At 36.7% G+C, this 23,825-nt stretch carries 26 protein-coding genes and 1 tRNA gene; 5 read left to right on the top strand and 22 right to left on the bottom strand.

Going from position 1 to position 23,825, the window contains the following annotated elements; genetic code table 11:
• Window positions 1–3: 3 nt before the first annotated feature.
• Genes BLO34_RS12175 through BLO34_RS12165 form a run of 3 tightly spaced genes read right to left on the bottom strand, consistent with a single transcriptional unit; the run spans window position 4 to window position 4,614 of the window.
• On the bottom strand, window positions 4–2,679 hold the full coding sequence (locus BLO34_RS12175) for a DEAD/DEAH box helicase (protein WP_090755674.1): 2,676 nt from the start codon (window positions 2,677–2,679) through the stop codon (window positions 4–6).
• A complete protein-coding gene (locus BLO34_RS12170; RefSeq protein ID WP_090755672.1) occupies window positions 2,680–3,033 on the bottom strand; it encodes a hypothetical protein in 354 nt (117 codons plus the stop codon).
• A 15-nt stretch (window positions 3,034–3,048) separates the two neighbouring features.
• Complete coding sequence (locus BLO34_RS12165; protein ID WP_090755671.1) at window positions 3,049–4,614, bottom strand: site-specific DNA-methyltransferase; 1,566 nt, start codon at window positions 4,612–4,614, stop codon at window positions 3,049–3,051.
• 119 nt (window positions 4,615–4,733) lie between these two features.
• Between BLO34_RS12165 and BLO34_RS12160 the strand changes: the two genes are divergently transcribed.
• Window positions 4,734–5,102, top strand: a complete 369-nt coding sequence (locus BLO34_RS12160; protein ID WP_090755669.1) for a hypothetical protein — start codon at window positions 4,734–4,736, stop codon at window positions 5,100–5,102.
• A 222-nt stretch (window positions 5,103–5,324) separates the two neighbouring features.
• Here BLO34_RS12160 and BLO34_RS12155 read toward each other — a convergent pair whose 3' ends face one another.
• The 11 genes from BLO34_RS12155 to rseP form a co-directional block, all read right to left on the bottom strand.
• Window positions 5,325–5,669 (bottom strand): hypothetical protein, encoded by a 345-nt coding sequence (locus BLO34_RS12155; protein ID WP_090755667.1) that lies wholly within the window; start codon window positions 5,667–5,669, stop codon window positions 5,325–5,327.
• A 281-nt stretch (window positions 5,670–5,950) separates the two neighbouring features.
• The gene (locus BLO34_RS12150) at window positions 5,951–6,400 is read right to left on the bottom strand and encodes a GIY-YIG nuclease family protein (RefSeq protein ID WP_157686811.1); all 450 of its coding nucleotides are present in this window, start codon (window positions 6,398–6,400) and stop codon (window positions 5,951–5,953) included.
• Window positions 6,401–6,424: 24 nt separating this feature from the next.
• A complete protein-coding gene (locus BLO34_RS12145; RefSeq protein ID WP_090755664.1) occupies window positions 6,425–6,898 on the bottom strand; it encodes a hypothetical protein in 474 nt (157 codons plus the stop codon).
• Between the two features lie 9 nt (window positions 6,899–6,907).
• On the bottom strand, window positions 6,908–7,663 hold the full coding sequence (locus BLO34_RS12140; protein WP_157686809.1) for a hypothetical protein: 756 nt from the start codon (window positions 7,661–7,663) through the stop codon (window positions 6,908–6,910).
• Between the two features lie 996 nt (window positions 7,664–8,659).
• Entirely contained in the window at window positions 8,660–9,637 is a 978-nt protein-coding gene (locus tag BLO34_RS12135; protein ID WP_090755661.1) for a DUF3871 family protein, read from the bottom strand.
• Window positions 9,634–10,509: an AAA family ATPase gene (locus BLO34_RS12130; protein WP_090755660.1), complete on the bottom strand. Its 876-nt coding sequence runs from the start codon at window positions 10,507–10,509 to the stop codon at window positions 9,634–9,636. The genes BLO34_RS12135 and BLO34_RS12130 overlap by 4 nt, the downstream gene beginning before the upstream one ends.
• Before the next feature lie 73 nt (window positions 10,510–10,582).
• Complete coding sequence (locus BLO34_RS12125; protein ID WP_090755658.1) at window positions 10,583–10,927, bottom strand: hypothetical protein; 345 nt, start codon at window positions 10,925–10,927, stop codon at window positions 10,583–10,585.
• A 114-nt stretch (window positions 10,928–11,041) separates the two neighbouring features.
• On the bottom strand, window positions 11,042–11,911 hold the full coding sequence (locus BLO34_RS12120; protein ID WP_090755657.1) for a hypothetical protein: 870 nt from the start codon (window positions 11,909–11,911) through the stop codon (window positions 11,042–11,044).
• Between the two features lie 74 nt (window positions 11,912–11,985).
• Window positions 11,986–13,176 (bottom strand): site-specific integrase, encoded by a 1,191-nt coding sequence (locus BLO34_RS12115; protein ID WP_090755655.1) that lies wholly within the window; start codon window positions 13,174–13,176, stop codon window positions 11,986–11,988.
• Window positions 13,177–13,359: 183 nt separating this feature from the next.
• Window positions 13,360–13,433 (bottom strand) — tRNA-Asn (locus BLO34_RS12110).
• A gap of 103 nt (window positions 13,434–13,536) precedes the next feature.
• Window positions 13,537–14,874, bottom strand: coding sequence for an RIP metalloprotease RseP (rseP, locus tag BLO34_RS12105; protein WP_231959490.1), 1,338 nt, complete (start codon window positions 14,872–14,874; stop codon window positions 13,537–13,539).
• Between the two features lie 284 nt (window positions 14,875–15,158).
• Between rseP and BLO34_RS12100 the strand changes: the two genes are divergently transcribed.
• Together BLO34_RS12100 and BLO34_RS12095 are read left to right on the top strand one after the other, a co-directional pair.
• Window positions 15,159–15,842: an SCO family protein gene (locus tag BLO34_RS12100; protein ID WP_090755654.1), complete on the top strand. Its 684-nt coding sequence runs from the start codon at window positions 15,159–15,161 to the stop codon at window positions 15,840–15,842.
• A gap of 64 nt (window positions 15,843–15,906) precedes the next feature.
• Window positions 15,907–16,614 carry a molecular chaperone DjiA gene (locus tag BLO34_RS12095; protein ID WP_090755652.1) on the top strand — a complete coding sequence of 236 codons (708 nt, stop codon included), beginning with the start codon at window positions 15,907–15,909 and terminating at the stop codon, window positions 16,612–16,614.
• On the opposite strand, the gene BLO34_RS12090 is transcribed toward BLO34_RS12095, so the two are convergent.
• The 8 genes from BLO34_RS12090 to BLO34_RS12055 form a co-directional block, all read right to left on the bottom strand.
• Window positions 16,611–17,216 (bottom strand): thioredoxin family protein, encoded by a 606-nt coding sequence (locus BLO34_RS12090; protein WP_090755651.1) that lies wholly within the window; start codon window positions 17,214–17,216, stop codon window positions 16,611–16,613. The two genes, BLO34_RS12095 and BLO34_RS12090, sit on opposite strands and share 4 nt — an antisense overlap.
• A gap of 68 nt (window positions 17,217–17,284) precedes the next feature.
• Window positions 17,285–17,683: an alternative ribosome rescue aminoacyl-tRNA hydrolase ArfB gene (gene arfB, locus BLO34_RS12085; RefSeq protein WP_090755649.1), complete on the bottom strand. Its 399-nt coding sequence runs from the start codon at window positions 17,681–17,683 to the stop codon at window positions 17,285–17,287.
• Window positions 17,684–19,234 carry a DUF4301 family protein gene (locus BLO34_RS12080; protein WP_090755647.1) on the bottom strand — a complete coding sequence of 517 codons (1,551 nt, stop codon included), beginning with the start codon at window positions 19,232–19,234 and terminating at the stop codon, window positions 17,684–17,686.
• Window positions 19,234–19,788, bottom strand: coding sequence for an AAA family ATPase (locus BLO34_RS12075; RefSeq protein WP_090755646.1), 555 nt, complete (start codon window positions 19,786–19,788; stop codon window positions 19,234–19,236). The genes BLO34_RS12080 and BLO34_RS12075 overlap by 1 nt, the downstream gene beginning before the upstream one ends.
• Window positions 19,749–20,378 carry a nicotinamide riboside transporter PnuC gene (gene pnuC / locus BLO34_RS12070; protein WP_090755644.1) on the bottom strand — a complete coding sequence of 210 codons (630 nt, stop codon included), beginning with the start codon at window positions 20,376–20,378 and terminating at the stop codon, window positions 19,749–19,751. Before pnuC ends, BLO34_RS12075 begins: the two co-directional genes overlap by 40 nt.
• Entirely contained in the window at window positions 20,379–20,639 is a 261-nt protein-coding gene (locus BLO34_RS12065) for a thiamine-binding protein (RefSeq protein ID WP_090755643.1), read from the bottom strand.
• A 23-nt stretch (window positions 20,640–20,662) separates the two neighbouring features.
• Window positions 20,663–21,391: a geranylgeranylglyceryl/heptaprenylglyceryl phosphate synthase gene (locus BLO34_RS12060; RefSeq protein ID WP_231959489.1), complete on the bottom strand. Its 729-nt coding sequence runs from the start codon at window positions 21,389–21,391 to the stop codon at window positions 20,663–20,665.
• On the bottom strand, window positions 21,391–22,020 hold the full coding sequence (locus BLO34_RS12055) for a 4'-phosphopantetheinyl transferase family protein (protein ID WP_090755639.1): 630 nt from the start codon (window positions 22,018–22,020) through the stop codon (window positions 21,391–21,393). The genes BLO34_RS12060 and BLO34_RS12055 overlap by 1 nt, the downstream gene beginning before the upstream one ends.
• 114 nt (window positions 22,021–22,134) lie before the next feature.
• Here BLO34_RS12055 and ahcY point away from each other — a divergent pair, with 114 nt between their 5' ends.
• Together ahcY and BLO34_RS12045 are read left to right on the top strand one after the other, a co-directional pair.
• Window positions 22,135–23,451: an adenosylhomocysteinase gene (gene ahcY, locus BLO34_RS12050; protein ID WP_090755638.1), complete on the top strand. Its 1,317-nt coding sequence runs from the start codon at window positions 22,135–22,137 to the stop codon at window positions 23,449–23,451.
• A 77-nt stretch (window positions 23,452–23,528) separates the two neighbouring features.
• Window positions 23,529–23,744: a hypothetical protein gene (locus BLO34_RS12045; protein WP_090755636.1), complete on the top strand. Its 216-nt coding sequence runs from the start codon at window positions 23,529–23,531 to the stop codon at window positions 23,742–23,744.
• Window positions 23,745–23,825 lie beyond the last annotated feature (81 nt).

The following is a 23,825-nucleotide window of genomic DNA, read 5'->3' as shown; positions in this document are numbered from 1 at the left end:
AATCTACAAATTCTTTACAACCCCAATTATACTCTTAGCCGTATAACAATCCTCAACCTCTTTGGTTTGAAAAACCATGAAATAGCTGAATTGATTTCCAGCTGCTTTATCCCATGCTTGTCCTAGCCTATTTTTATCACGGCTGTCATCATTGTCACGATCATCTCCTTTTGTTTCAATTAAGATGACATGATCACTTTTTGTGTAGACTATAAAATCAGGGTAGTGATTGGAACTGAAACCATTCAGGAAAAAACCCTTGCCTCTGTCCAAATTTCGGTGCCAAAACAACACGTTATTCATGGATTGGATGTCTGTGATCATATCACGCTCAAAGTTGTTCATATGCCCTTCTAATTGATACAAGGACTTTGCAATTGAGGTGCTGGTTCTTAATGGGGTGATGCTCTCTGGTAATTCAAATCTTGTATCTGTAAATATCTGCCTGATCGCTATTCCATGTTTGAACTGGATTTTTGAATATTCACTGGTCAAATTATTGATGTGATCTCTTATACTCCTAACATAATTAATGTCATTGGTAATCACATCTTGAATTTGCTGCTTTTCAAGACTATTAAAAATTCTTGATACGTAGGCTTGTAGATCCTGCTCTGGGATAGGATACATATCTCCTAATCTAGAAACTATATGATAAGTCACATCTTTAATCTGAGAAGCTTTAGGCTTAGCTAGGATATTTTCCAGTAAAATACTTTTCGTTCTGGTCTGCATCTTACCTACCTCAACCGATTTTTTCTCTTCGTTGAAATCAATAGTTCTTATGTCTGCTGTGATCTCGTCAAAGTTTACATTAGAATCTTGCGCAGTCAAGTTAAATCCTGTTAGCAGTTTTTCCTTTTGCAATAGAGTATCATAGCTGGCAGCTTCTTCAAATAGTACGCTTTGTACATCTGAATCGTGTTCTTGTTTCAAATAAAATTGCGGTAGTTTTAAATTTGACAATACTTCCTTGTATTGGTCAATGACCTTATAAGTCTTTGGTTTCTTTCCCATAACCTGTGTCATTAATGCGGTATCATCATCTACCTCAGTATTTTTTACAATTGTTTCAAATGCTTTTCCTTCGGTTTTTGCTTTGCCAGTTATGTAACTTACTATTTCAGGCTGATTCTGCTCTAGACTTTCTAGAGTTACCTTTTCATCAGGATCAAAAGTTATATCTGATACAGCAAAATCATCATCACTCACAGGTTTATTATGTGTGGAATCCCCAAAAAGATCTTCCTGCAATACTTCATTCTCTGTTTTCTCCTCTTCTGGTGCTTCTTCTGCATAATAATCATCCCGTGAGAAACCAGACTCCTGTAATCCCTCCACTATGTTATCAAGGGTTTCATTGAATTTTGCAGATGCTGTTAAGACAAAAGATAGATTTAATAATGCATTTTGATGTTTGGTAACATAGGGCTGTCGTAAAACCCTACCTAAAATTTGCTCTACCTCAACTGGACTGGATTTATCTGCTAATGATGCCAGTATATACGCATTAGGACAATCCCAACCCTCTTTTAAAGCATTTACGGTTATAATGTACCTAACAGGACAGTTTCTAGATGTTAGGTCTATATCCTTTAATTCATCTATACCACTGACCTTGATCTTGATCTGTTCTTCGGGTATGCGTAGCTTAACTAGGTTGTCCTTGATCTTCTGAAACGTGGTATTGTTCTTACCCTTAATATTACTTTGGGCTTGGAATAATATGATTGGTCTTATATATCGACCTGTGACCTTTTCTTCTTCCTGTGCATGAAGCTCCAATTTTCGTTGCAGGTGTAAGGCACTAGTAATTACCTCTTCTTTACGATTGTGATTGTAGACTACTACTGGTAGTTTTACCATGTGCTCCTTTTTGAGCTCAATAGCATTTACAAAACTTATAATATTACTATTAGACTTAGGTGTAGCGGTTAAATCTAAAACCAGTGAAGGATTGAGGTTATTAAGCATTTCAACACTCAAATCACTCTCTGCATTATGGCTTTCGTCTACTATGACTACTGGATTTAGACTACGGATTACATTGATTAATGCTGTCTCATCTGTGTCTGGTAGCACAAGGTTTTTATCTATTACGCTTTCGCGAAAGCTTTCATAGGCTCCATTTTCTTGATACACTTTCCTGTCATCTTTCTTACGGCTATTGATCCTAAGACTGCTGAAGTTGAAAACAAAAATATTGAGCTGCTCCGCAACTGATGATGGGTTAAAGTTGGCACCTTGTAATAAGCTCTCCTTATCATAAACCTCAACCCGACCATTGAATAAGGTATTGAGCTTTTCACGGTAAGGATGTGAAGGGTTAGAAAGGTTATTATAGGTCTGCTGCAAAAGATTAGACCATGGAACCAACCAAATCACAGCTTTGGGATTCCCACGGCTCATGTGCTTATTGATCGTATGCAACGCATTACAGGCAATGAACGTCTTACCACCCGCAGTAGGAACCTTTATGGCAATATGTGTAGCTCCTGTGACATTATCTTTATAGGGTCTCATTCCCTTGAACGAACCATCTATCTGTGGCGAATATGGACCTACTTTATCTTCCCAAAAAGAATTGTAGGCAGCACTAGGCTTATCCTTTTCTTGCAGATACTGCAAAAACAATTCTAGATCCTTAATGACTTTTTGCTGGTAGGGTTTTAATTCCATCTAACCTAAAGTTTTCTTTATCACTTTCAGATCCTGTTCACTCATTAAAACGAATGCTCCAATCAAAATTCTCAAAGATGTTAACATCATGAATTTCTCATCTTTTAAAGTCGGGTAGACTTCTTTCCCTAAATCATTTATATCATTAGCAAGAATTGACATCAACAAATCTTTTCCTCTATGGTCTGCAACTCTGAGTCCGTCTATTCCCTCTATCATTAAAGGCTCAACCTGATATGCCACATTATAAACGAGCTGTCCTATAGTTCTCAGCTCCTCACTATTTTTTGCGCTATGGACATTAATCATTTGTAGAAGAATTTCACCTACCAAGTGTTTCTGCGAATTTGTCATGTTTTTTATTAAATTTTAGAATCTGCTTATATCTCGTGGTATTTTCTTGAATATGATATGGTACTTATCCATCATCTTTTTGTCTAACAAACAGTTATCAGCATAGATAATGTACTGATCCGCTTTGGTCTGTATTTTTCTTAAAAAATCCATGTCTAATGTAGTTATTGCCTTTTTAATGTAAAAGAAGTAATAAGCCACCTCTTCTTTTTTACCTAATGAGAATTTCTCTGTGGTGGGTTGATAAGGTGTTTTGGTTTCAGAGTACCAAACGTATTCTAAAATCTTTTCTTCAGCTACGTTCTCATTGAGTAAATTGTCTTCGTTGAATAAGGGATCACCTAATTCATAATAGCTAAAATCACCACCTGTGCCTTCCGTTTTTTTAGTCCCAGACCCATAACCATCAATAACCCTTTTTACGCGTTCTGCTGTGATATCTTGAGCATAGTCTTCCATTTCCACAAGAATAAATTTACGATTACCGTCATCTTCTTTATTAAGATTCAACACTGCATGAGCTGTTGTTCCTGATCCTGCGAAGGAGTCTAAAATGATTGAATCATTTCTAGTAGCAATATTTAATATTCCTTCTATAAACTGAAATGGCTTTGGAGTATCGAAAGGACTCTTTCCAAAAATTTCTTTAAGCGTTTTATTAGCTTTTCTCGTAGAGCCAAATTTATTTGCAAACCAAATAGTTTCTGGCGGTCTGCCAGATTGATCTTTTAAATATATTTTTCTTGTGATGGAAGTTTCTTCCTCATTAAAAAAGATTTCTCCCGTTTTAATCTTGCTTGCCATCGTGGACTTACTCCATCGCCAACCTTTTTCGGGCGGTTTAATAACCTTACCGCTGGGAGTTTGAAGGTCATAAATTAAATTAGGTCTATAAAGAGCATTACGAACATCTCCAGTTCTCCACATTCCTTTTGAATCGTTGTCAGAATTACTGTAGGACTTGTTGTCTTCATCGGTTCTCTCAAATAAGCCTAATTCAAACGAATTTGATCGCTGGTATACCAACGTATGATTATGGTGAACAGAAAATTTACCGGTATAGCCTTTTGGCTGAATGGAATGTTGCCAAATTATATCATTCAAAAAATTATTTGCTCCAAATATTTCGTCACAAATTAATTTTAAGAATGAATGAGCAGTATCATCAATAGATATAAATATGGCACCATTTGAAGAGAGCAGTTTGTGCAATAACTTCAACCTTGGATACATCATGCATAACCACTTATCATGTCTAGACAAATCCTCACCTTCTTTTCCAACCACCTCTCCTAGCCATTTCTTCAACCTAGGATGACTAACATTGTCATTATAAACCCAGTTCTCATTACCCGTATTGTAAGGTGGATCAATATAGATACAGTCTACCTTACCTTCATATTCGGGCAACAGACTTTTTAATGCTTCTAAATTATCTCCGTGAATTATTTTATTCTCACTAGATCCATCTTTAGACTCTTTGCCATCTATATACGTGTATTGTTTCTCTAAAGTCCTGAATGGTACATCTTGATGATGGTTGACGACCTTTTCTTTTCCTATCCAGTTGAGTGTTGGCATTTACTATTTGATTATTTGTTGATTTTAATAGGGCTTTAAAAATACCTTTTGTGTGGTGGTAATCCTATTGCATTTTTAGATTTTATGAAATAGGTTTACTTTCAGCTGAAATTTCATCCATGAAGAAAATTTACTTGTTGCTTGCTCTTTTGACTATTAGTAATGTTGCTTTAGCTCAATATGGCTCTAGCCAGAAACCTTATTGTAGTGAGCTTATCAATTACGCAAAGAAAAATTATGACTCTAGGGATAGCCCTACGGTTTTAATGTCTTCAATGTTGGCAAAAGTGGAACGCTATAAGATCGATGGCGCCTCTGTTGTTATAGCTTACATCAAAAAGAATGATTTTGATTTTAATGGAACACCCTATATTTTCTGTGACATTAGTGATGAGCGTTGGAGGGCTTTTAAGAATGAAGCTATTTATGGCTCATGGGGAGAATCTTTTCATAAATACATAAGAGACTATTTGTGTGATTGCCAATAAACGGGTCTTATGAGTGCTATTTTAAGGTTTTCTATTATTTTTTGATATAGTCTATCTTTTTTTCATAGCCTCAGAACTCCCAATATGACTGGAAACTATTATTTTTTAATATAGCTGTGGTTAGAAAAGTGGCATTATATTATTTTTTGATAGAGTCTATATGTTTTTTTGATAGCCCTTCAAGAGGTAGGTAGGGTAAGTATATTCTAAGGTTTCATTTGGTCAAATACCCAATTGATCACCTTCTCTAAATATAAGCTGGACTTTCATATCAATTTCTAGATCATCACTAATATTATATCTTGAATTAACTTCTTCATTCCACCTGTCTAGTAATAGCAAAGCCATGAAGGTTAGCTTTTGCTTGCCAGCAAAACTATATCTAACAGATTGTAATATGAATTCAAAAAAATCACTCGCACCAGGCATAGTTCTTTGTTCGGCTGACGCTTTCATCAAATAATTGAATCTTTTGGCTGTTTTTATCTCTTTCAGAATTTTCCTGAATTTACGTTCTCCAATTTCATTACGATAATAACTAATATATTCTACTGCAGCTGTTGACATACTATTTGTTTTATTGATTTTTTAAATATAAAATAAATAGCCCCATTAACTTAATAATAGGGCTATTAGCATTACTGCTCGAATTTTCAAACAGTTCTTTTGGTAGAACTTCTCTCTCCTCTGCAAACCCTTGCTATGCAGGATTTACTTATGCCGCTTGATCTACTAGCTTCTGCAATGGATTTAAACTCATTAATTCAGTTCCCATCAAGATCGAGTTGTATTACTTTTTTCCTTCTCCTATCATTTGGAGGTAGTAAAACCTCAACCTCATCATAGCTTCATAAATAACCTGCATACTCATTGTTCACTGACAAGGCAGCTCTTGATATAGCTTGTTTACTTGCACGACAGTTCATTGCAGCATTAGTTAGATCAGGAAACTCGTTTATCAATTGACGTGATCCGATGTCATATTGATACACGGTCTTTTTAAACCCGCCGCCTTCATCTGAATTATATCCGTCAACTTTTGAATTGTATTTCTGAATCCAGTACTTTTCTTTTTTAGCTAATTCATTTATAGACTCTGCTGTATCTATGGTTTGCCATTTGAAAGCCTCAGGTCCTAAAGTCCTGATAGCCTCATACAGTTTACCTACTTGACCTCGAGCTGCTCTTTCTAGGTGGTCTAGTTGCCTTTCTCTTATGGATTTTGTTGTTGCTCCAATGTAAACTTTTCGATTCGTCACTTTGGTTACTTTGTAGATTATGTGATTTTTATTCTTCATCTTTAAAATATTTGGCATATCATACTATCCGACATGGGTATTGATGCCTAAGTTTTTAATAGTTTCATTCATGACTTCAATTACTTTAGATTCATTTGATTTTTTACAATACAACGCATCATAAACGTAGAGGACATATATATTTAAAACATTAAGCTTACGGATTACTTCAGTCATAATCTCAACTTCTTTTTTGAACAACATTCTAGATGTTATTTTATAATCTATTTGATGCTTTTGTCTAATAATATTCGCAAGCATTATAGGCTCTCTCATTTTATAATACTCATATAGTGGACTTTGCTTCATCAGAAAATGTTTCTTGTTGAAAAAAGATAAGTGTTCAATTTTTACTTTATCTCTTGGCATTTTTAAATCATTTGAAACTTCCTCATGACTTATGTAGGTATTGCTACCACCATAAATATGTTTTGCTATGTTAGGATGCAGTGCTTTATAATCTAACTCTACTACAGGTTCTTCATCTATAGTAATCATTTGCCTGATTCATGATGGCATTAAATTAAAACTATCTACTACTCTACCACCAGACTTTGAACTTCCAATTTTTGGAATGATATATCCTAACTTAGTTAGATAATTAAATTGTTTGATATTGTCTTCAACAAAAGATCTTTCTTCTTGATTTGAATAATATTCTTTCGATTTACCTTTTAGGCGAGTTAGCAATTTACCTTTTTTGTTGCGGTGTTTTTGCTTTTCTAATACCTTTCCTTGTGCTTCAATTTCAATTTCATTGGGTAATGAGATTTTAGCATATGTGTGAATTAAATTTTTACAAATAACGTTATCAGTAGCTGCACTCAAATCTTTTAAGAAATGATTTCTTCTTTGTTCAATGTTTTTATAAAATTTCAACTTGTAAGTAGATAGTCTATTCGTTTTTCTAGAAATATGCAACCTATAAAGTTTAGAATAGTTATTCTGTAAATAACTATCTCTTCCTTCTTTATTTTTTAAGCACTCTATTACTGGTTCAGTTTTTTTGGTACTGTATAATAACGCATTTATAACATGCTTGTAAACATATGTATTATCATTGCCTTTTCTAAATTGTTGATTCATAACTTTAGAAGATAAACTTTTCCATTGTTCATGCTCTTCATAAAACACAGTATAAGTTAAGGCTGATGACAAAATCAAACATTTTTCTATAGCTAGATTGATATTTTTATCAATCTTTTTTAAGACCTTTTTTGGTAGTCTACTAATATGCCTTTTTATTCCTTGAGGTAATTGCAAAATATCTCCTTGATGAAAAAACATCGGTAAAGTGACATCATTATCAACATCTTGTGAAGGGGCTAAATCTCTTCAATCCTTATTATACATAAGGGTTTCAATGTTTTTTAATTTTCTATTTCTATCAGTAACATTATTGATAGTAGATTGATTATTATTAGTATTATTAATTAATAAATTAAGTTTAATCATTTTTTTCTAATTTTATTTTTTCGGTAGATATCCTAATCATGGATATTCTGATTATTCAGTATATTACTGGTTCTGAATAAGTTTCAAATGGAAAATTTTGGTCAGTAGTATTTTAACCAATTAGAAATATTATAAGAATTAATGAAGGTGGAATACGATCGTAAACACTGGTAAGTCAATAATTGAACATTCTTTAAGAAAAAGAAAATTTTCATTATATGGGCAGTAAAAATAAATAAATCCATAGCATATTTTTTATGGATTTGGTTCGACAATAATTTGTCTGTAATATGCATTGTGCATATTATAATATAAACTAATATTTGGATTTTACAAGTAAATTTGATTATTTTTTTTGTTTCAATTAAATTTATCGTTTTTAATATTTTACAATAAAGCACTACAAACACCTTTAATGGTGTGGTAGTGCTGAATTGCACATATCTAGCTAGTCGTTTTCAGTGGTTTTATTGATAAAGCAGAAACCGGCTCAAAAGTTTGCATCAAAATACAGCATAACTGCTACTAAACGATCTATATAATATCAAAGTGGAAATAGTGGTATGCTAGTCCTGAAATTATATAAACGGTAATTAAATCTTTGGTGACCTTCACGGATGAAACCACCAAGATTTGGTTTGACGAATACAAGCCTATTGGCTTAATAACTTGTACACGAAAAGGGCAAATTAGCTCCACTAATCTATTCGTTTTAGCCACAATCAGAATGGTATTAGGGGAGCTGTATTTCAATATTTTAGCAATCTGTTCATCCGTCATTTTGGTGATAAAGGCTATGTATATTTAATCTAGGTACCAACTAGGAGTACCTGTTTCCATGCTCTTTCCCAGGTGTTTGACCAATTCAAAACAGTTAGCATTACGTTGAAAATTGCGATCAATGTAAGATGACTTGTTGGCAGCTGTCATTAAATTGTACAATGACCACAAGGTTATAGACCCATCAGATTCTTTTGCAAAGTTCTTATCCGTATGATAATCTTTAACAATAGTAGAAGCTTGACTTTCTGACAGAGTACAGTTCATCACATCAGGATTTTTTGAACGATCTAAGTAGGGCAGCATTCTCAATTTTCCAACCAGTAATGAAAACTGCTTTTCAGATAGCTTGTGTTCTATGAGCTGTTCCATATCAAGCAATTGCTTTTGAGCATCAAAGCTGCCAATTAAATTTGTCGCCTTTTCTCCCAATTCCTCTAAACTTGATACCCGTACAGAATCCATCAAACCATCTGTACTAATGCATAAGTTGGTGCATACCCAGTTTTTGAATCCTATGAACAACTTGAACTTCTCCATGGACTTACTGCTATAGAGGTTCTCTTGATTATAGGCTCTAACACCACCAATACTTAGTGACAGTTTACTAGTACCAATCATCTGATAAATCTCAGGTATATCAATTGTAAATGCGCACCTCTCATAGTATCTAGTCTTTTCGTGCTCAAATAAATCCTTGACTGATTTACCAATAGCCCCAGGCACTCTTCCTTTAATGACATGACTAACTCTTACAGAAGCATCATTTACATGGTAATCAGGTAAGGATTTCCTAACGCTCTGCTTAACCTCATCAATAAATTGAAAATGGCTTATGGTAGTTTCATTGTCTTTAGTAAATACTGGAACAATGCAATCATTTCTTAAATGTTCCAAAGTGACCACCTCTGTATTTGCAACAATAAAATCATTGCCAATATTATTGGATTCGTCCACTACCATTTCCAATGGCTGCGGATTATATTCTATTAAATTATTCATTTCACAATTTGATTAGGATTAATAACATTTGAGTTTTTACTGGCTATTTCAACAGATTGAATGATTTCAATCTTTCTAGCACTAAGCAAAGGAAGGATTACGCTATGATGGTTTTTGTAACTATCATACATAATCTTTAGATCAGCTTCTGTCCTAGCTGTAAGGATTTCCTCCTTAATTTCATCCAATGATTTTCCTGTATTGCACCAACTTTTCAACTTTCTACCAGTTGCAGAATTGATAATGAATTCAGGTTTATTCATAAAAAGACCAGTCCTGTCCTTTGATACGCTCACTAAGTGCTTATCATTGATCAACTCAAAGTTTACAGTCAATTCATATTCAAAGCCTTCCCGAGTAATTTCCTTTGTTCCGTGCTTGATGACCGTGGTTCTACCATTGCCATTAGTATCCAATGAATAGTCTATCTTTCTCCTTACGGTCGTTATAATGTGAGCAGTAGAATTCAATATTTTATCAATGAATGATTGATGTCTAGGAGAAACCTTAGCCCAATCTTGAAACCGTCCTCCCAATTTTTCGTGAATACTCAAACACCCTCCATTACCCTGCCACTCGTGAGTTATGCTATCAATGATAACCACTTCCATCCCTTGCTCTTCACAGATGCTTATAGCTTCAATGTATCTCTCTGGAGAATAAGGTTCATTTAGAGTCAATACGTTGTAGTCTCCTAGGTGAGAGTATAAACTGGCACTATTATTTTCCGTATCAATAACACAGATTTTTGACCAATTTTCTGTTATTCCGTAAGCTAACAGTAGTGCTGACATTGTTTTGCCAAATCCAGAAGCTCCACTTAATCCTAAGCGTAGTTTTACTTGATGCCTTTCGGCTTTAATTAATTTCATTTTGTTGAGTTTTTAGTATAAAAAAAGAGCCTCTCAGTGGAAAGGCTCTTCATTTATAATTAATAATTGGTTACTAATACACTACTTCACGTGAAGCCACTTGTTCGTTGATGATAGTCTCGTTTTCATCAACATATTCATAACGGTGTGACAAGATAATGACCTCATCAGTTCCTGCAACGGTATATTCGTAAGGCTCCACCGTTACTTTCTTAACACTACCTTCAATTTGCTGACCAACAAGTGACTTACACATAGCTTCATCAAATGTGCTAGACACACTAGCAGTTTTTGCGGTGAAGTAAGTTTTTCCTGTTGATTTGCTTTTCTCGGCTTGAAGTCCTCCTTGGACAATCAGGATGTTGAATGACTCTCCGTTTTCTTTTTCAATTGTTTTGTAATCTGTAATCGTTACCATGGTTTTAATTATTTAAGATTATTGGTGGGGATTATTCCCTAATCTTAAAAAGCATGGGGGTGATTTGTGAGTTGGTCAAAGCTTAGAATTTCTGAAAAAATTCTGAAAAGATTTTTAAGTAAATTTAGAATACCAAGCTTCTGAAACGGTTTTGAGATCAATAGTTTTTTTACTTTGAATTGATTCCTTTTGACTAGTGTATTGGTCTAAAATTAATTTGTCCATTCCAGAAGGGTTTTGAGCTTTATGAAAATTAGCTTTAATTTTTAAGCATTGGAATGTCGAAGAACTTAACATTTGATTATAATTAGATTCAAGTTCAATAAAGTTTCCCTCTACACTTTTTACTGAAAATAAATTTAGAGTTGATTCGTTTTTACGAGTTTGAAAATTTATTGCCAATTCCTCATATGAGTCATATGATTCCTCGTACAAATCTAAAATACTATTGAGGTGAATTCTGTCTTTTCTTTTTTCGTATAGAAGTAATGCTTTCGCGGATCTAAGTATAATAAGAAAATATTTTTGGTAATCATCATAATAGTCTGTAAACCTGTAGACTCCTTGAAACTTGTTAAAATCATTATATAATAAGTTGGAGATATTACCTGACAACACGTGACCTGAATTATCAGATTTTGCGATAGGACATACCGTACAAAGGTAAAGCTCACCTGATTCAAATGTTTCACAAGCGTCATCGCGTTGGTCATCAGTAAGATCAACACTAGCATCTAACCCTAGAGCTAATCTGAAATTACTGTCGTGTACTTGCAATAGCAAATTCTTTTCGCCTAGGCCGTCAATTAAGACTTTAGCTGTGGCTAGTCTATAGCTCTTCTCGGTTTCTTGTTCATCTATATAAGTCATAGTCTTACTACCAATGGTACCGATAAGAAGTCCAGGACCACTAAACTTGATTAATTTCTCTTTAGAACTTTGAATTGTCAATTCACTGCGTATCAATGCTTCAATCTGTTTCATAGTTCTTTCATTATTGGATATAACTTTAAAATGCTTACGATCTACAAAGAAATAATTCCCCTGAATATAGTAAACTAAAAAAATCTTGACATTTGCTTACTTACTTGCTTATTCAATATAGCACCATAACTCTGTTCAGTTATCGTAATACTAGAATGTCCCAGTAATTTCTGAACAATCTCCATAGGTACATCATTGTAAAGCAGTACGGTGGAGGCAAACGTTTTTCTAGCGGTGTGATGGGTCAATCTTTTATTGATATCTAAGATTACTGCAATCTCTTTTAAATAGCTGTTGAACCGTTGATTTGAAAGTTTAGGTAAGCTATCGTTACTGTAAAAATCTAAATCAAGTAGTACACGATTTGCTTTTGGAAGCAAAGGGATAGAAATGGTTTTGGAGGTTTTCAATCTAGTTATGATGATCCAATCCTTACCATCAAATCCTTTTTGAATGTGTGTTCTATTCAATGCTCTCATTTCCGCATACGCAAGTCCAGAATAACAACAGAATATAAATAACTGTCTGACCAAATCAAGTCTACTTTGAATCAACGTGGTATTTTCAAATACTTCCAATTCCTCAGAGGTTAAGAATACAATTTGATTGTTTATTGTTTTAGGTTTGTGATCTACAAAAGGATCTTTTGGTAATAATCCGTTAATAACTGCTATTCTAAAAGGCTTTCTAAGACGTTGAATCGTTTTATTGATGGTAATCTGCTTTTGATTTTTTTTGACCTTTAGCCAGTATTCAAAATCCTCTAGAAAAGAAATATCTAGCTTTTCAATAGTTTTATTTTTTATAGTCTCTGATTGCACAAACTCTCTTACATGATCATTGATATATTTAAACTTCTTCCAAGTAGATAATTTTAAATCCTTACCTATTAGCTTCTCAAGCTTAACCACATAGTTGTTATAGAATTCTGCTACACTAATTGCTGATGGCTTATGAACACCCTTATAACTATTATGAATAGTCTCTATATCTATATGTTTTGATTCAAGGTGCAGCTCTAGTTCAATTTTTTGCAGCTTAGATGCAATGGTTTGGAGCAATCCATTTTTGGCTATATGATCTACATCAGCTCCTGTAACGGTCTGCTCATCTTTTGACCAGTGATTGGGGTCAATAAATATTCCTGTAGAGAACTTCTTTGATTTTTTGTTGAAAGAGATAATGCAACGTATAGGACAATAACCTCTTTTATTTTGTTTGCTGAGGACTGCAAAGAATCGAATGTAAAGTTTGGTGTGTTTCATGTCTAATTATTTGATTATTAATAATTTGACACAATACAGAAGGGTAGACTAAAATTAATTAGAGGGTATCCTTATTGTTACCTCATTTTGAGCTAAAAGCTTCATTCTAATGAACTGGTGATTTTATAACTTACTGTAAATCAGTAAAAACAAAAATCCCAACCATTGCTGATTGGGATTTTGCTCCTCTTCTTGGGCTCGAACCAAGGACCCTCTGATTAACAGTCAGATGCTCTAACCAACTGAGCTAAAGAGGAATGTGATAAACACATGCCTAAGCTATTTACTTAAGCGGATGCAAATATAATATGTTTTCAATTTTACGCCAATAATTTCAATGAAAATTACAATCCTAATTTTCTATCCGAAAAGCCATTTGTAAACATCGTTTCCATTTGCGTACAACATTAAAGCTAACAATATTAATATACCTATGATTTGAGCGCGTTCCATAAACTTGTCTCCTGGCTTGCGACCCGTTACTATTTCATAAAGCAAAAACATCACGTGACCACCATCTAATGCTGGAATAGGCAGGATATTCATAACCGCAAGTATAAATGAGATTAGAGCTGTCGTACTCCAGAATTCCAGCCAATTGAACGTGTCTGGATACAATTTTGCTATTGTCCCAAAACCGCCTAACTGTCCTGCGCCCTTTTTGGTAAATACGTATTTAAATTGTGCCACATAATCATGCATCGTCCAATAACCTCTAGAAACACCTGCTACTAAACTTTCTCCAATGGAGTAGTTACGTGTGCTAAAATCAGCAAATTCTCTAAGGTTATTAGTGTAGATTCCCAGCCCTTCAGCAAGTTCTGATTCTGAAAGCGTTAATTCTACATCTCTTTGATTCCCGTCAGATACGATAGATAATATAAATGGTTCACCAGGAACCACATCATTATTCATGGCATACGTAAAATCTGTTTGATACTCGATAGGCTTACCAGCTGCAGCAATTACATCATCGCCCTTTTTCAAGCCTAAAGAATCTGCAAGCTTTCCTGGTGCGATGGAGTCTATGACAAATGGGTATCTAAACTCAGGCCTTCCCATTATACCATCCTCAAACATGCGATTGCCTATGTCTTCTGGAATATTGATTTGTACCGGTTGTCCATTTCTCAAAACGGTCACCGTCTCCACATCTCTAAAAACCAACATCTTGTTTAGGTCAAGAGCATTCTCAAGCGTATCGTTATTTATAAGCAATGGTTGATCACCTTGCTCAAAACCTACATTTTCCAAGGTTTTTGAATAACCGAACCCATATTTGAAATCATCGCCTTTGGCAACCGGTGTGCCCTGAGAATAAATGATTCCAGCATAAATGATAAACCCAACTAGTACATTTACTATCACACCGCCTAACATCACGATCAATCGTTGCCATGCTGGTTTAGATCTAAATTCCCATGGTTGTGGTGGTAGCGCCATTTGCTCCTTGTCCATGCTCTCATCAATCATTCCTGCGATCTTGACATAACCACCTAGTGGCAACCAGCCTATACCATAAACGGTCTCACCTATCTTTTTCTTGAATAGGGAGAATTTGATATCAAAGAACAAATAGAACTTTTCAACCTTAATTTTAAATAGTCGTGCTGGGATAAAATGTCCTAATTCGTGAAGAACGATGAGCAGGGAAAGACTCATCAAGAAATTTATAATCAATACAATCGTAGGATGCATGTGTCTAATCGGTTTTCAAGCGGCAAAAATAAGGGATTCGCCCTAGTAAAAGCAAAAAAGCATTAACTAACAGACGGTAACGCTATGTGTAGATTGAACGTGTCCATTTTCAAAAAGTTGGGAATAGCAGTAATTCTTGTATGGAGTTCGCTTTCGCGAAAGCGGAAACACTTCCATCATCTCACCTTAAATATGCATCATTACTCGTGTATAAATGTCAGGAAAGTGGCATTAGGCTTACTAATGTTACCGTAAGGTCGTAATTTTGAACCTCAGTAAAAGACATGAAGAAATTCCTAAAACATAACAAGTGGCGCATCCTTTTTATGGTAGTGCTTTGTGCTGGAATCATGGCGGCATTTCAATATGCGCTTACTCCAGAACGTGAACTGGCCATCTTACAACCTGATCAATTTGATCCATCGCTGGTGGACGACAGCATGTTGTTTGTAAAAAAATACCACAAAATCGCTCCCTTTGAACTGGTGAATCAAAACGGTGATACCATCACGGAAGCCGATTACCAAGACAAAATCTATGTGGCTGACTTCTTCTTCACAACCTGTCCTAGCATCTGTCCCGTGATGACTAAAAACATGACGACATTGCAAGAAGAATTTAAAGATGATCCTGAAGTGATGCTGCTCTCACACAGTGTAACTCCAGAGATTGACAGCGTCCAGGTGTTGCGTGAATATGCCGACCGTAAAGGCGTTATGGATTCAAAATGGAATCTAGTTACTGGTGATCGCAAACAGATTTATGATCTTGCTCGCAAGTCATATCTAGCTGCTAAAAAGAATAAGTATGGTGGCGAGAACGCCATGATCCATACTGAAAACTTCCTTTTGGTGGATAAGGAAGGTCGCTTGCGCGAGCGTTCCTATGATGGTACCGACGAGGAAGAAATCAAAGCTTTGATTGAAGATATTTATGTGTTGAAGGACAGTTATAAAACTGAGGATTGACATCACTATATAATGCGTTGATAGCTGTTCACGTATTCCTTATTTTTGCAGGCTAATTGAGCACATGAGTTTTTTCGGTTACATTTTTCTTTTCTTGGTATTGCGATGGTTGTATTCACTGTTTGTCAATAGTTCTGCAACTACACAGCGATCAGGATCACCATTTCAACAACGTTCCACCACCGTTAGTCCTGAAGATTTTGAGTTGCATCTCTTGACCCTTTCATCAATTGTCATGAAAGCAGATGGGAAAGTAACGCAGAACGAGATGACTTATGTCCAGCAGTATTTTGTGAGCAGTTATGGCAAGGATCGCGCCAATGCTATTTTCAAAGTATTCAACGAGGTCGTTAAGAAGCGCGAGATCAATCCGCAGCGTATCTGTCAGTATTTGAATGCCAGAACGCGATATGAATCGCGATTGCAGATCCTTCATTTTTTATTCGGCATTGCGCAGGCAGATGGTCATGTGAGTACTTCAGAGGTTAACATTCTCCAGCAGATTGCTGGTTATTTGAGACTTACCCAGCGAGATTTTGTTTCTATTAAAGCCATGTTTGTCAAGGATCAGGATAACGCCTATAAAATTTTGGAAATCGATAAGTCTGTTCCAGATCACGAGGTCAAAAAAGCATATCGCACCATGGCCAAAAAATACCATCCCGACAAACTAATCGATATGGATGAAGCCTACCGCAAAGGAGCCGAAGAGAAATTCCGTGCGGTTCAACAGGCTTATGAGACCATCCAAAAAGAACGTGGAATGGTTTAATTGATTTGCTTCAACAACTCCATTATATCCTTCTCCGAATCTTTTCCTTTATCCTTATTGTACCAATTCTGTAATTCCTGCTTGAATTCTGGTGATAATTGGCCTTTTTCAGCTTTTTCTTTGGCTACCAGTTGTGTAGCATTGGTAGGTCGTGGTCCCCAAGTCGCTAGAACTTTTGATTTAGATTCGTCTAGGATAAGAAGTTTGGCGATCGATCTACTACCATTAGTGAGGAAGTGATCCATCAATTCAAGATTATCATCTCTTAAAACAACCTCAAATGGAATACCAGCTGCGACTGCAATTTTGTTGATCATAGGCATCGTCTGTGCCGCATCGCCACACCAGCTTTCTGTTAAAATTAAAAAGCTCACATTTTTATCGAATTGATTTAGAAATGTTTCCGTTTCTGGTAAGAGTTTCATCGTTTTATCCAGTCGCTTCATGCGCTGGTGGTTGAGCTTGGTATATTCTGCAAGAGCTTCTGTGACTTCTGTTCCAGAGTTAGTGCCGTTTACCACGTGCGCCTCAACAAAAGCTCGATATTGCTGGTACGAAATACTATTCTCTAAGGATTTTTTGATAATCTCTTGTAATTCCATCTTTCAAAAGTAAGCTCTATAGTGTTTAGGTATCTAGGCTAGTCAATGGTAACTGTAAAAAAGATCTTCTAATACCTAAAGTTTCTATTTGACTTTTTCTCACCGTGCTTTTTCTTGTCGTTCAATCGCTTGCGTTTTACATGTGCAGGAGTACGTCTCTTCTTACGCACCTTCTTGGGTTTGCGCGCAGTATTCAGAACATCCAAAAGCTTTTGGAAAACACGCTCTTTATTGGTCGCCTGACTGCGTGTATCCTGCGAACTCAATTGCAGTCTGCCATCTTTGGTCAGTCGATTTCCAATCGACTCGAGAATTCTCTCACGTTCTGGGTTTGTGAAAGCAGTACTATTTTCAACATCTAGCTCCACTTGCACTCTGGTAGCCACTTTATTGACGTGCTGGCCACCAGCACCGCTGGAAGTCGTTGCGGTATAACTTACCTCGCGTTGCAACTGCTCGATATCCATCTATCCTTGGTGTGCAGGTTTGAGTAAATCGTTCACCGTTTTCACTGGGTTGAATGTGATAAGAGGCACTTCAACAAAAATGGTGTTCCAATGTGCCATCGCGCCATTCCATAATCCCGGCAGTTCCTGTGCTTTGAGCTCATGACCTTTTCTGGATTTGTGGGTGATAAATCCTGTTTCTAGATCTCTGAAATCTGCCAAATCGAATTTGTTGCCTTGGTAATCACGAACGCCACAAACAATATCTACTGGATTAAAGTGCGTACAATTTGCAGCAATATTGCGCTGTCTATAATCATCATCGTCCACTTGAGCGCTTTCTACTATTTGTAAACTGCTCTGTCCATATTCATTTGTGACCCAGAAAGGTCCACCGCCAGGCTCGCCTTCATTCTTAACCATGCCGCATACTCGCAATGGTCGGTTCAATGCTTCTATTAAAGCCTCACGTTTATATATTGTTGTGTATTTGTGATAGTCTCTAGGTAAGCGACGCATGAGTTGCTCCAGAATAAATTCTTCCATTTCCTGAAAGGCATTATCCTCAATGGAGTCCGTTTGTAGGTTTTCTAGATATGTAAATGCTTTTTCCTGAACCTTAAGCAGAACGCCTGCCAGCATTTTCTTGTAAACACTCACATCTTCGTCAAGGTTAGATACCGTTACATTATCAATATTTTTAATAAAAATGAGATCAGCGTCCTGTTCGTTGAGGTTATCCAGCAACGCACCGTGACCAGCAGGTCTAAAGAACAATGTTCCATCCTTATTGACGATAGGCTTGTCCTGCATGTCAACAGCTACGGTATCTGTACTGGGTTTTTGATAGGAAAATGAAATCTCATAGTTTTTACCTGTCGATTCTTCAACCGCCTTTTCGATGCGGTCAAACTCATTTACAAAATGGTTTTTATAGGCCTGGGCAATGGTGAAATGCAATCGCGCTTCATTCTTTGTTGCTGCATAGCCAGACGCCTCATGTAGATGTTCTTCAAAAGCCGTCACTTTATGCTCACCATAGCTATGAAACGGAACCAACCCTTTAGGCATCGCACTAAAATTAAAACCGTTCTTGAAAAGCATCTTGCGAACGAATCGCTCTTTCTTGTCGCGGTCAGAAAGACTTTGCCAGTTATCAATACCTTTTTTCAATGATTCAATAACAGCATCATAAAACGGAAACTTCTCGATTCCCACAAAAAACGTGAACAGATCCCGAGCATTTTTGCGATTGATAAATGAATTAATGGATTCTTCGCTGGCATCATATTCTTGTAGAAACTCGTGTAAAAACTTAAACATTCTTGTAGCAGCACCACTGGCTGGAACAAATTTTAGAATGTCCAGATCTTCACGTTTAGAATCATAAAACTCAACATAATCCTTTATTTCAGAATCTGAAATGCGCAAAATTCCATCACCTACCACAGCAGCTTTTTTAAGTTTTACTGTAGGAAAACCATTGACAAATCTGTGGATCTGTTGTTCTAGGGTTTTCTTAGAGATCCCTTTCTCCTTTAATTGTTCTTCTTGTGTGGCTGTTAATTCCATTATATCAATTTTTCTATGGCGTTGATAGCATTTTTCAAACGATTCTCTCCCAATCCTGAAACCTTCGTGTATTTGTAACCATATTCCTGCAGGGCTGCCTCAAATCTATTGAACATTTCCTTACGCTCATTAGGTTTGTCCCGCAAATCATCGTCCGTCCACGGCGTATCGACATCGAGCAGTACATAGTGATCGTATTTGGATTTCTTAATCGCAGCGATCAATTCTGCTGGTACTTTGTCAAAATAAGCCATGGAATACACATAGGTCTCAACAATGTCAGTATCACAAAATAAAAATTTGTTCGCTTTCGCGGAAGCGATATTTTCAGCAGTACGTTGCCCAATAGCAATAGGTAGGATGTCATCATAAGTACAGATGTGACCGTTCTGATCAAAGAGTTCTTGAAGATAATCCCTTGCAAACTCTTCTACCTGCGGCTCTCTATAGTGCGCTGAAAGCTGCTGTGCCAGGGTGGACTTTCCCGTACTTTCTGGACCGTAGAGCACGATTCTTAGTCCGCTAAAATGGGTTTGTTCAGGTATTTTTTCCATTGGTAATATCCTATGATGGCCATAATGATCAGTATAAAATACAATATTGCGCTAAAACTGTATCCCTTATAAAAGTACAACGGTACTGAAATGATGTTCCCAACAAGCAAAACGAGAAGGTTTTCTATTTTGCGTAAAGCCAACAAATACATCCCAACAAAGAAGAATCCGGTTGTCAAGATATCCACATAGCTCACGACAGATTCAAACCGATCAGAATACCAATAAACAAAATAAACCAGCAACGACGCAGCGATAAAGATGCCTGCAGATTTATACCATTCCAGCACAGTGGCCTTAGTAACCGGCGTGACGTGGTTGGGATCCACCATACGCGTCCAAATGTACCAGCCATAAATACTCATGACAAAATAGTAGATGTTGATGATCATATCACCCAGCAGGTTCCATTCCAGACACAAATAGATAAAGATACCAGTACTCACAATCCCGAATGGAAATACCCATATATTATTGCGTATTGAACAAACGGCACTTACCAGCGTACAAACGCAGGCAAAAATCTCTAGCCAGAAAAACAGCGCCGGATAATCTTTATACTGCCCAAATACGTAATCGAATAACTCCATCTAGAAATGCGGCTTATAGTCGGCGCGATTTGATTTGACCAGTTTCATGTAGATCAACACGGCATCTTGTTTTGAAATGCTGTTTTCAATAGCTTCAGTCAGGAAAGGCATCAACTTATTGTAATCACCATAAATCTGAGTGGATAATGGGTTTTCCAAAACTTCAAACTCTGATGCTCTCAAAGCTTTTATGAAGTCGATGATGTGCGATTCAAAGTCATCCTGTAATGGCGACATGGTCAATTCAATGGAAACTTCCATAGCTATTTGGTTTTCCTACAAATCTAACCTTTCCAATTTAGATCATCCTCGATGGCGGTTCCCACAACGACCAATTTAGCTCCTGCTTTAAACCTTTCATTGATATCTTTCAAAGTGCGCAAACCACCACCAACGATGACTGGAATGTCAACGGTGGACACAACTTGACCAACTATATCAGGATTTACTGGAACATTTGCGCCGCTTCCAGCTTCAAGATAGATCAATTGGTTGCCCATCAATTGTCCAGCAAATACTGTATCCATAATCAAATCGGTTTCTTTTTGATCTATGGGTTTTGTTTTAGAAACACGCTCAACGGCGGTTTGTTTGCCGCCATTGAGCAACACATATCCTGTAGGAATTATGTCCAACTTGGATTCCTTTAATCGGCTGGCGGCTTTTACCTGCTCGCCTATCAAATATTCTGGATTGCGACCTGAAATAAGGTTGAGAAACAACAACCCATCAGCATGTTCTGAAATCTGGTAGGCAGATCCTGGGAATAAGACCAGTTTTAAATCAATCTGATTTTTGAACGCGATGAGCCATGAATCTAAAACTACATTTTCCATGGTGCTGCCACCTATTAGAAATATGATTTGGTCAAGATCAAGGTCTTTTTTGAGTTTTAATGTGGATGATTGTATCGCTTTCGCGAAAGCGGGAAAACCATCTACATCCAGTTTTTCAGGGTCTAATAGAATTCCCAACGTACGTCGGTTTACTTTGATACTTTCAAGGATTCTCATCAAGACTGTGGCAAAATGTAAACTAGTGTGTATTCCAGCACTTCCTCAAAATAGGTGTCGTAGGAAAGTTGGATCTCATTAAAGTCGATCCTAGAGGTTGTTTTGTTTTCTGCAAGATCAAACGGCTCCACTTTACAGTGATCAAAGAAGCCCAATCCTTTTTGACCAAGACATTTATACATAGATTCTTTGGAGCCCCAGATAACGGTGAGTGCGCTTACTTTATTGGTTTGGGAATTGATGAAATCTGTCTCATAGTTCACGAACTTTTTTGCAATGCGCAGGATTTTATCACGTCGCTTTTCTACATCAATGCCTGTGGTTGCATCGCTTATAATGATGGCGGTAAGTTCATAACTGTGCGTGATGGATATGTAGGATTCACCATCAAGATGAGGCTTACCCAATTCATCATAGTATAAATCGTTGTCCGTATAACCTGCATGAATCAACAAATGTCGTATGCTCAAAAAGCCACGACGGTGCATCTCTGAACTCATGGTGACTAGCCTGTTTATGGAGTTTTCAGACAAATCGATGCCAGATCTTAACCATGCTTCTGACTCAGTTACCTGCCAGACATAAACCCTTGTATTGGAGCGATTTGTTAGGGTTTTTATAACGGGCATTCTAGCTGTACGATTTTTTGTAGTTTTGCAACCGCAATTTAACAATAATTAGAAGGTTCCAAATTGTTGATTTTTAACCATCTCAACGACTAAGTTACCAAGATAAATCAATTTATGAGCACAGAAACCATTCCATACGTACCATATAAAGTAAAGGACATTTCCTTAGCAGATTATGGTCGTCTTGAAATAGAACTAGCCGAAGCAGAGATGCCAGGTCTAATGGCCTTGCGTGAAGAGTACGGCGAGTCCCAACCATTAAAAGGTGCACGCATCGCTGGATGTCTTCACATGACTATCCAGACTGCCGTTCTTATTGAAACACTTGTTGCTCTAGGTGCAGATGTAACCTGGTCATCTTGTAACATTTTTTCTACACAAGATCACGCTGCCGCTGCTATTGCTGCTGCTGGAATACCAGTATATGCTTGGAAGGGAATGAATGAAGAAGAATTTAACTGGTGTATCGAGCAGACCCTATTTTTTGGTGAAGATCGCAAGCCTTTGAACATGATTCTTGATGATGGTGGTGATTTGACTAACATGGTTTTTGATGAATACCCAGAACTTGCTGAAGGTATCAACGGTCTTTCTGAGGAAACTACTACCGGTGTTCACAGGTTGTATGAACGCATGAAAAACGGAACTTTAGTAATGCCAGCGATCAATGTAAATGATTCGGTTACTAAATCTAAATTTGATAATAAATATGGTTGTCGTGAGAGTGCTGTAGATGCCGTGCGTCGCGCAACAGATACTATGCTTGCTGGTAAGCGTGTGGTAGTTTGTGGTTATGGTGATGTAGGTAAAGGTACCGCAGCATCCTTCAAAGGAGCTGGATCCATAGTTACAGTAACTGAAATTGACCCTATTTGTGCGCTACAAGCCGTAATGGACGGTTTTGAAGTTAAGAAACTAGAAAATGTTGTAGGTAATGCAGATGTTGTAATCACAACCACTGGGAACAAAGACATCATACGTGGTGAGCACTTTGAATCCATGCGTGATAAAGTGATTGTTTGTAACATAGGCCACTTTGATAACGAGATTGATGTAGCATTCCTTAACAAGAACTATGGCGATACTAAGGTTGAGATCAAGCCACAGGTTGATAAATACACCATCAACGGCAAAGATATCATCCTTCTTGCCGAAGGTCGTTTGGTAAACCTAGGATGCGCCACTGGTCACCCTAGTTTTGTAATGAGTAACTCATTTACCAACCAGACTCTAGCGCAAATTGAATTGTGGACCAATAGAGATGCCTATGAAAATGAAGTGTACATGTTACCTAAGCATCTTGATGAAAAAGTAGCTGCATTGCACCTTTCACGAATGGGCGCAGAGCTTACAGAATTGAAGAAAGATCAGGCAGACTACATAGGTGTAGAAGTTGCAGGGCCATTCAAGCCGGAATATTACAGATATTAGGATATTTATTATATATTCCGCAATTAGATAAGAAATTTTGCTTTATCGCTTTCGCGAAAGCTTAATAAATATAAATAATGGAGATAAAAGAACAAGCACAGGAATACATAGGAATGTCAATGAGTAACATGTCCACTAGTGACCGTGTTCACGCTTCTCGTAAAGGGAAGGAAATTGTATTAGCCTTAAATGAGATATATAAGGAAACCAAGGATGAAGACATCATGGATCTCATGAAAGAAATGACTGTAAAAAAACAGAAGATTGAAAAACGTCTCAAAGGACGTCCATAAGTATCAAAAAGCCTCAATTTAGATTGAGGCTTTTTTTATGTTCTGGTATTTCATGTAATTTTAAACCAGCTGACTCGTTAT

Source organism: Nonlabens sp. Hel1_33_55, assembly GCF_900101765.1.
In the GTDB taxonomy this organism is placed as follows: Bacteria; Bacteroidota; Bacteroidia; order Flavobacteriales; family Flavobacteriaceae; genus Nonlabens.
The sequence above is the reverse complement of the archived record's forward strand: the minus strand, read 5'-3'. Positions and strand labels throughout refer to the sequence as shown.

Bases quoted from the DNA above. Each gene is read 5' to 3' on its own strand.
- BLO34_RS12175 (WP_090755674.1), bottom strand. From the start codon at position 2,679: ATGGAATTAAAACCCTACCAGCAAAAAGTCATTAAGGATCTAGAATTG.
- BLO34_RS12170 (WP_090755672.1), bottom strand. From the start codon at position 3,033: ATGACAAATTCGCAGAAACACTTGGTAGGTGAAATTCTTCTACAAATG.
- BLO34_RS12165 (WP_090755671.1), bottom strand. From the start codon at position 4,614: ATGCCAACACTCAACTGGATAGGAAAAGAAAAGGTCGTCAACCATCAT.
- BLO34_RS12160 (WP_090755669.1), top strand. From the start codon at position 4,734: ATGAAGAAAATTTACTTGTTGCTTGCTCTTTTGACTATTAGTAATGTT.
- BLO34_RS12155 (WP_090755667.1), bottom strand. From the start codon at position 5,669: ATGTCAACAGCTGCAGTAGAATATATTAGTTATTATCGTAATGAAATT.
- BLO34_RS12150 (WP_157686811.1), bottom strand. From the start codon at position 6,400: ATGAAGAATAAAAATCACATAATCTACAAAGTAACCAAAGTGACGAAT.
- BLO34_RS12145 (WP_090755664.1), bottom strand. From the start codon at position 6,898: ATGATTACTATAGATGAAGAACCTGTAGTAGAGTTAGATTATAAAGCA.
- BLO34_RS12135 (WP_090755661.1), bottom strand. From the start codon at position 9,637: ATGAATAATTTAATAGAATATAATCCGCAGCCATTGGAAATGGTAGTG.
- BLO34_RS12130 (WP_090755660.1), bottom strand. From the start codon at position 10,509: ATGAAATTAATTAAAGCCGAAAGGCATCAAGTAAAACTACGCTTAGGA.
- BLO34_RS12125 (WP_090755658.1), bottom strand. From the start codon at position 10,927: ATGGTAACGATTACAGATTACAAAACAATTGAAAAAGAAAACGGAGAG.
- BLO34_RS12120 (WP_090755657.1), bottom strand. From the start codon at position 11,911: ATGAAACAGATTGAAGCATTGATACGCAGTGAATTGACAATTCAAAGT.
- BLO34_RS12115 (WP_090755655.1), bottom strand. From the start codon at position 13,176: ATGAAACACACCAAACTTTACATTCGATTCTTTGCAGTCCTCAGCAAA.
- rseP (WP_231959490.1), bottom strand. From the start codon at position 14,874: ATGCATCCTACGATTGTATTGATTATAAATTTCTTGATGAGTCTTTCC.
- BLO34_RS12100 (WP_090755654.1), top strand. From the start codon at position 15,159: ATGAAGAAATTCCTAAAACATAACAAGTGGCGCATCCTTTTTATGGTA.
- BLO34_RS12095 (WP_090755652.1), top strand. From the start codon at position 15,907: ATGAGTTTTTTCGGTTACATTTTTCTTTTCTTGGTATTGCGATGGTTG.
- BLO34_RS12090 (WP_090755651.1), bottom strand. From the start codon at position 17,216: ATGGAATTACAAGAGATTATCAAAAAATCCTTAGAGAATAGTATTTCG.
- arfB (WP_090755649.1), bottom strand. From the start codon at position 17,683: ATGGATATCGAGCAGTTGCAACGCGAGGTAAGTTATACCGCAACGACT.
- BLO34_RS12080 (WP_090755647.1), bottom strand. From the start codon at position 19,234: ATGGAATTAACAGCCACACAAGAAGAACAATTAAAGGAGAAAGGGATC.
- BLO34_RS12075 (WP_090755646.1), bottom strand. From the start codon at position 19,788: ATGGAAAAAATACCTGAACAAACCCATTTTAGCGGACTAAGAATCGTG.
- pnuC (WP_090755644.1), bottom strand. From the start codon at position 20,378: ATGGAGTTATTCGATTACGTATTTGGGCAGTATAAAGATTATCCGGCG.
- BLO34_RS12065 (WP_090755643.1), bottom strand. From the start codon at position 20,639: ATGGAAGTTTCCATTGAATTGACCATGTCGCCATTACAGGATGACTTT.
- BLO34_RS12060 (WP_231959489.1), bottom strand. From the start codon at position 21,391: ATGAGAATCCTTGAAAGTATCAAAGTAAACCGACGTACGTTGGGAATT.
- BLO34_RS12055 (WP_090755639.1), bottom strand. From the start codon at position 22,020: ATGCCCGTTATAAAAACCCTAACAAATCGCTCCAATACAAGGGTTTAT.
- ahcY (WP_090755638.1), top strand. From the start codon at position 22,135: ATGAGCACAGAAACCATTCCATACGTACCATATAAAGTAAAGGACATT.
- BLO34_RS12045 (WP_090755636.1), top strand. From the start codon at position 23,529: ATGGAGATAAAAGAACAAGCACAGGAATACATAGGAATGTCAATGAGT.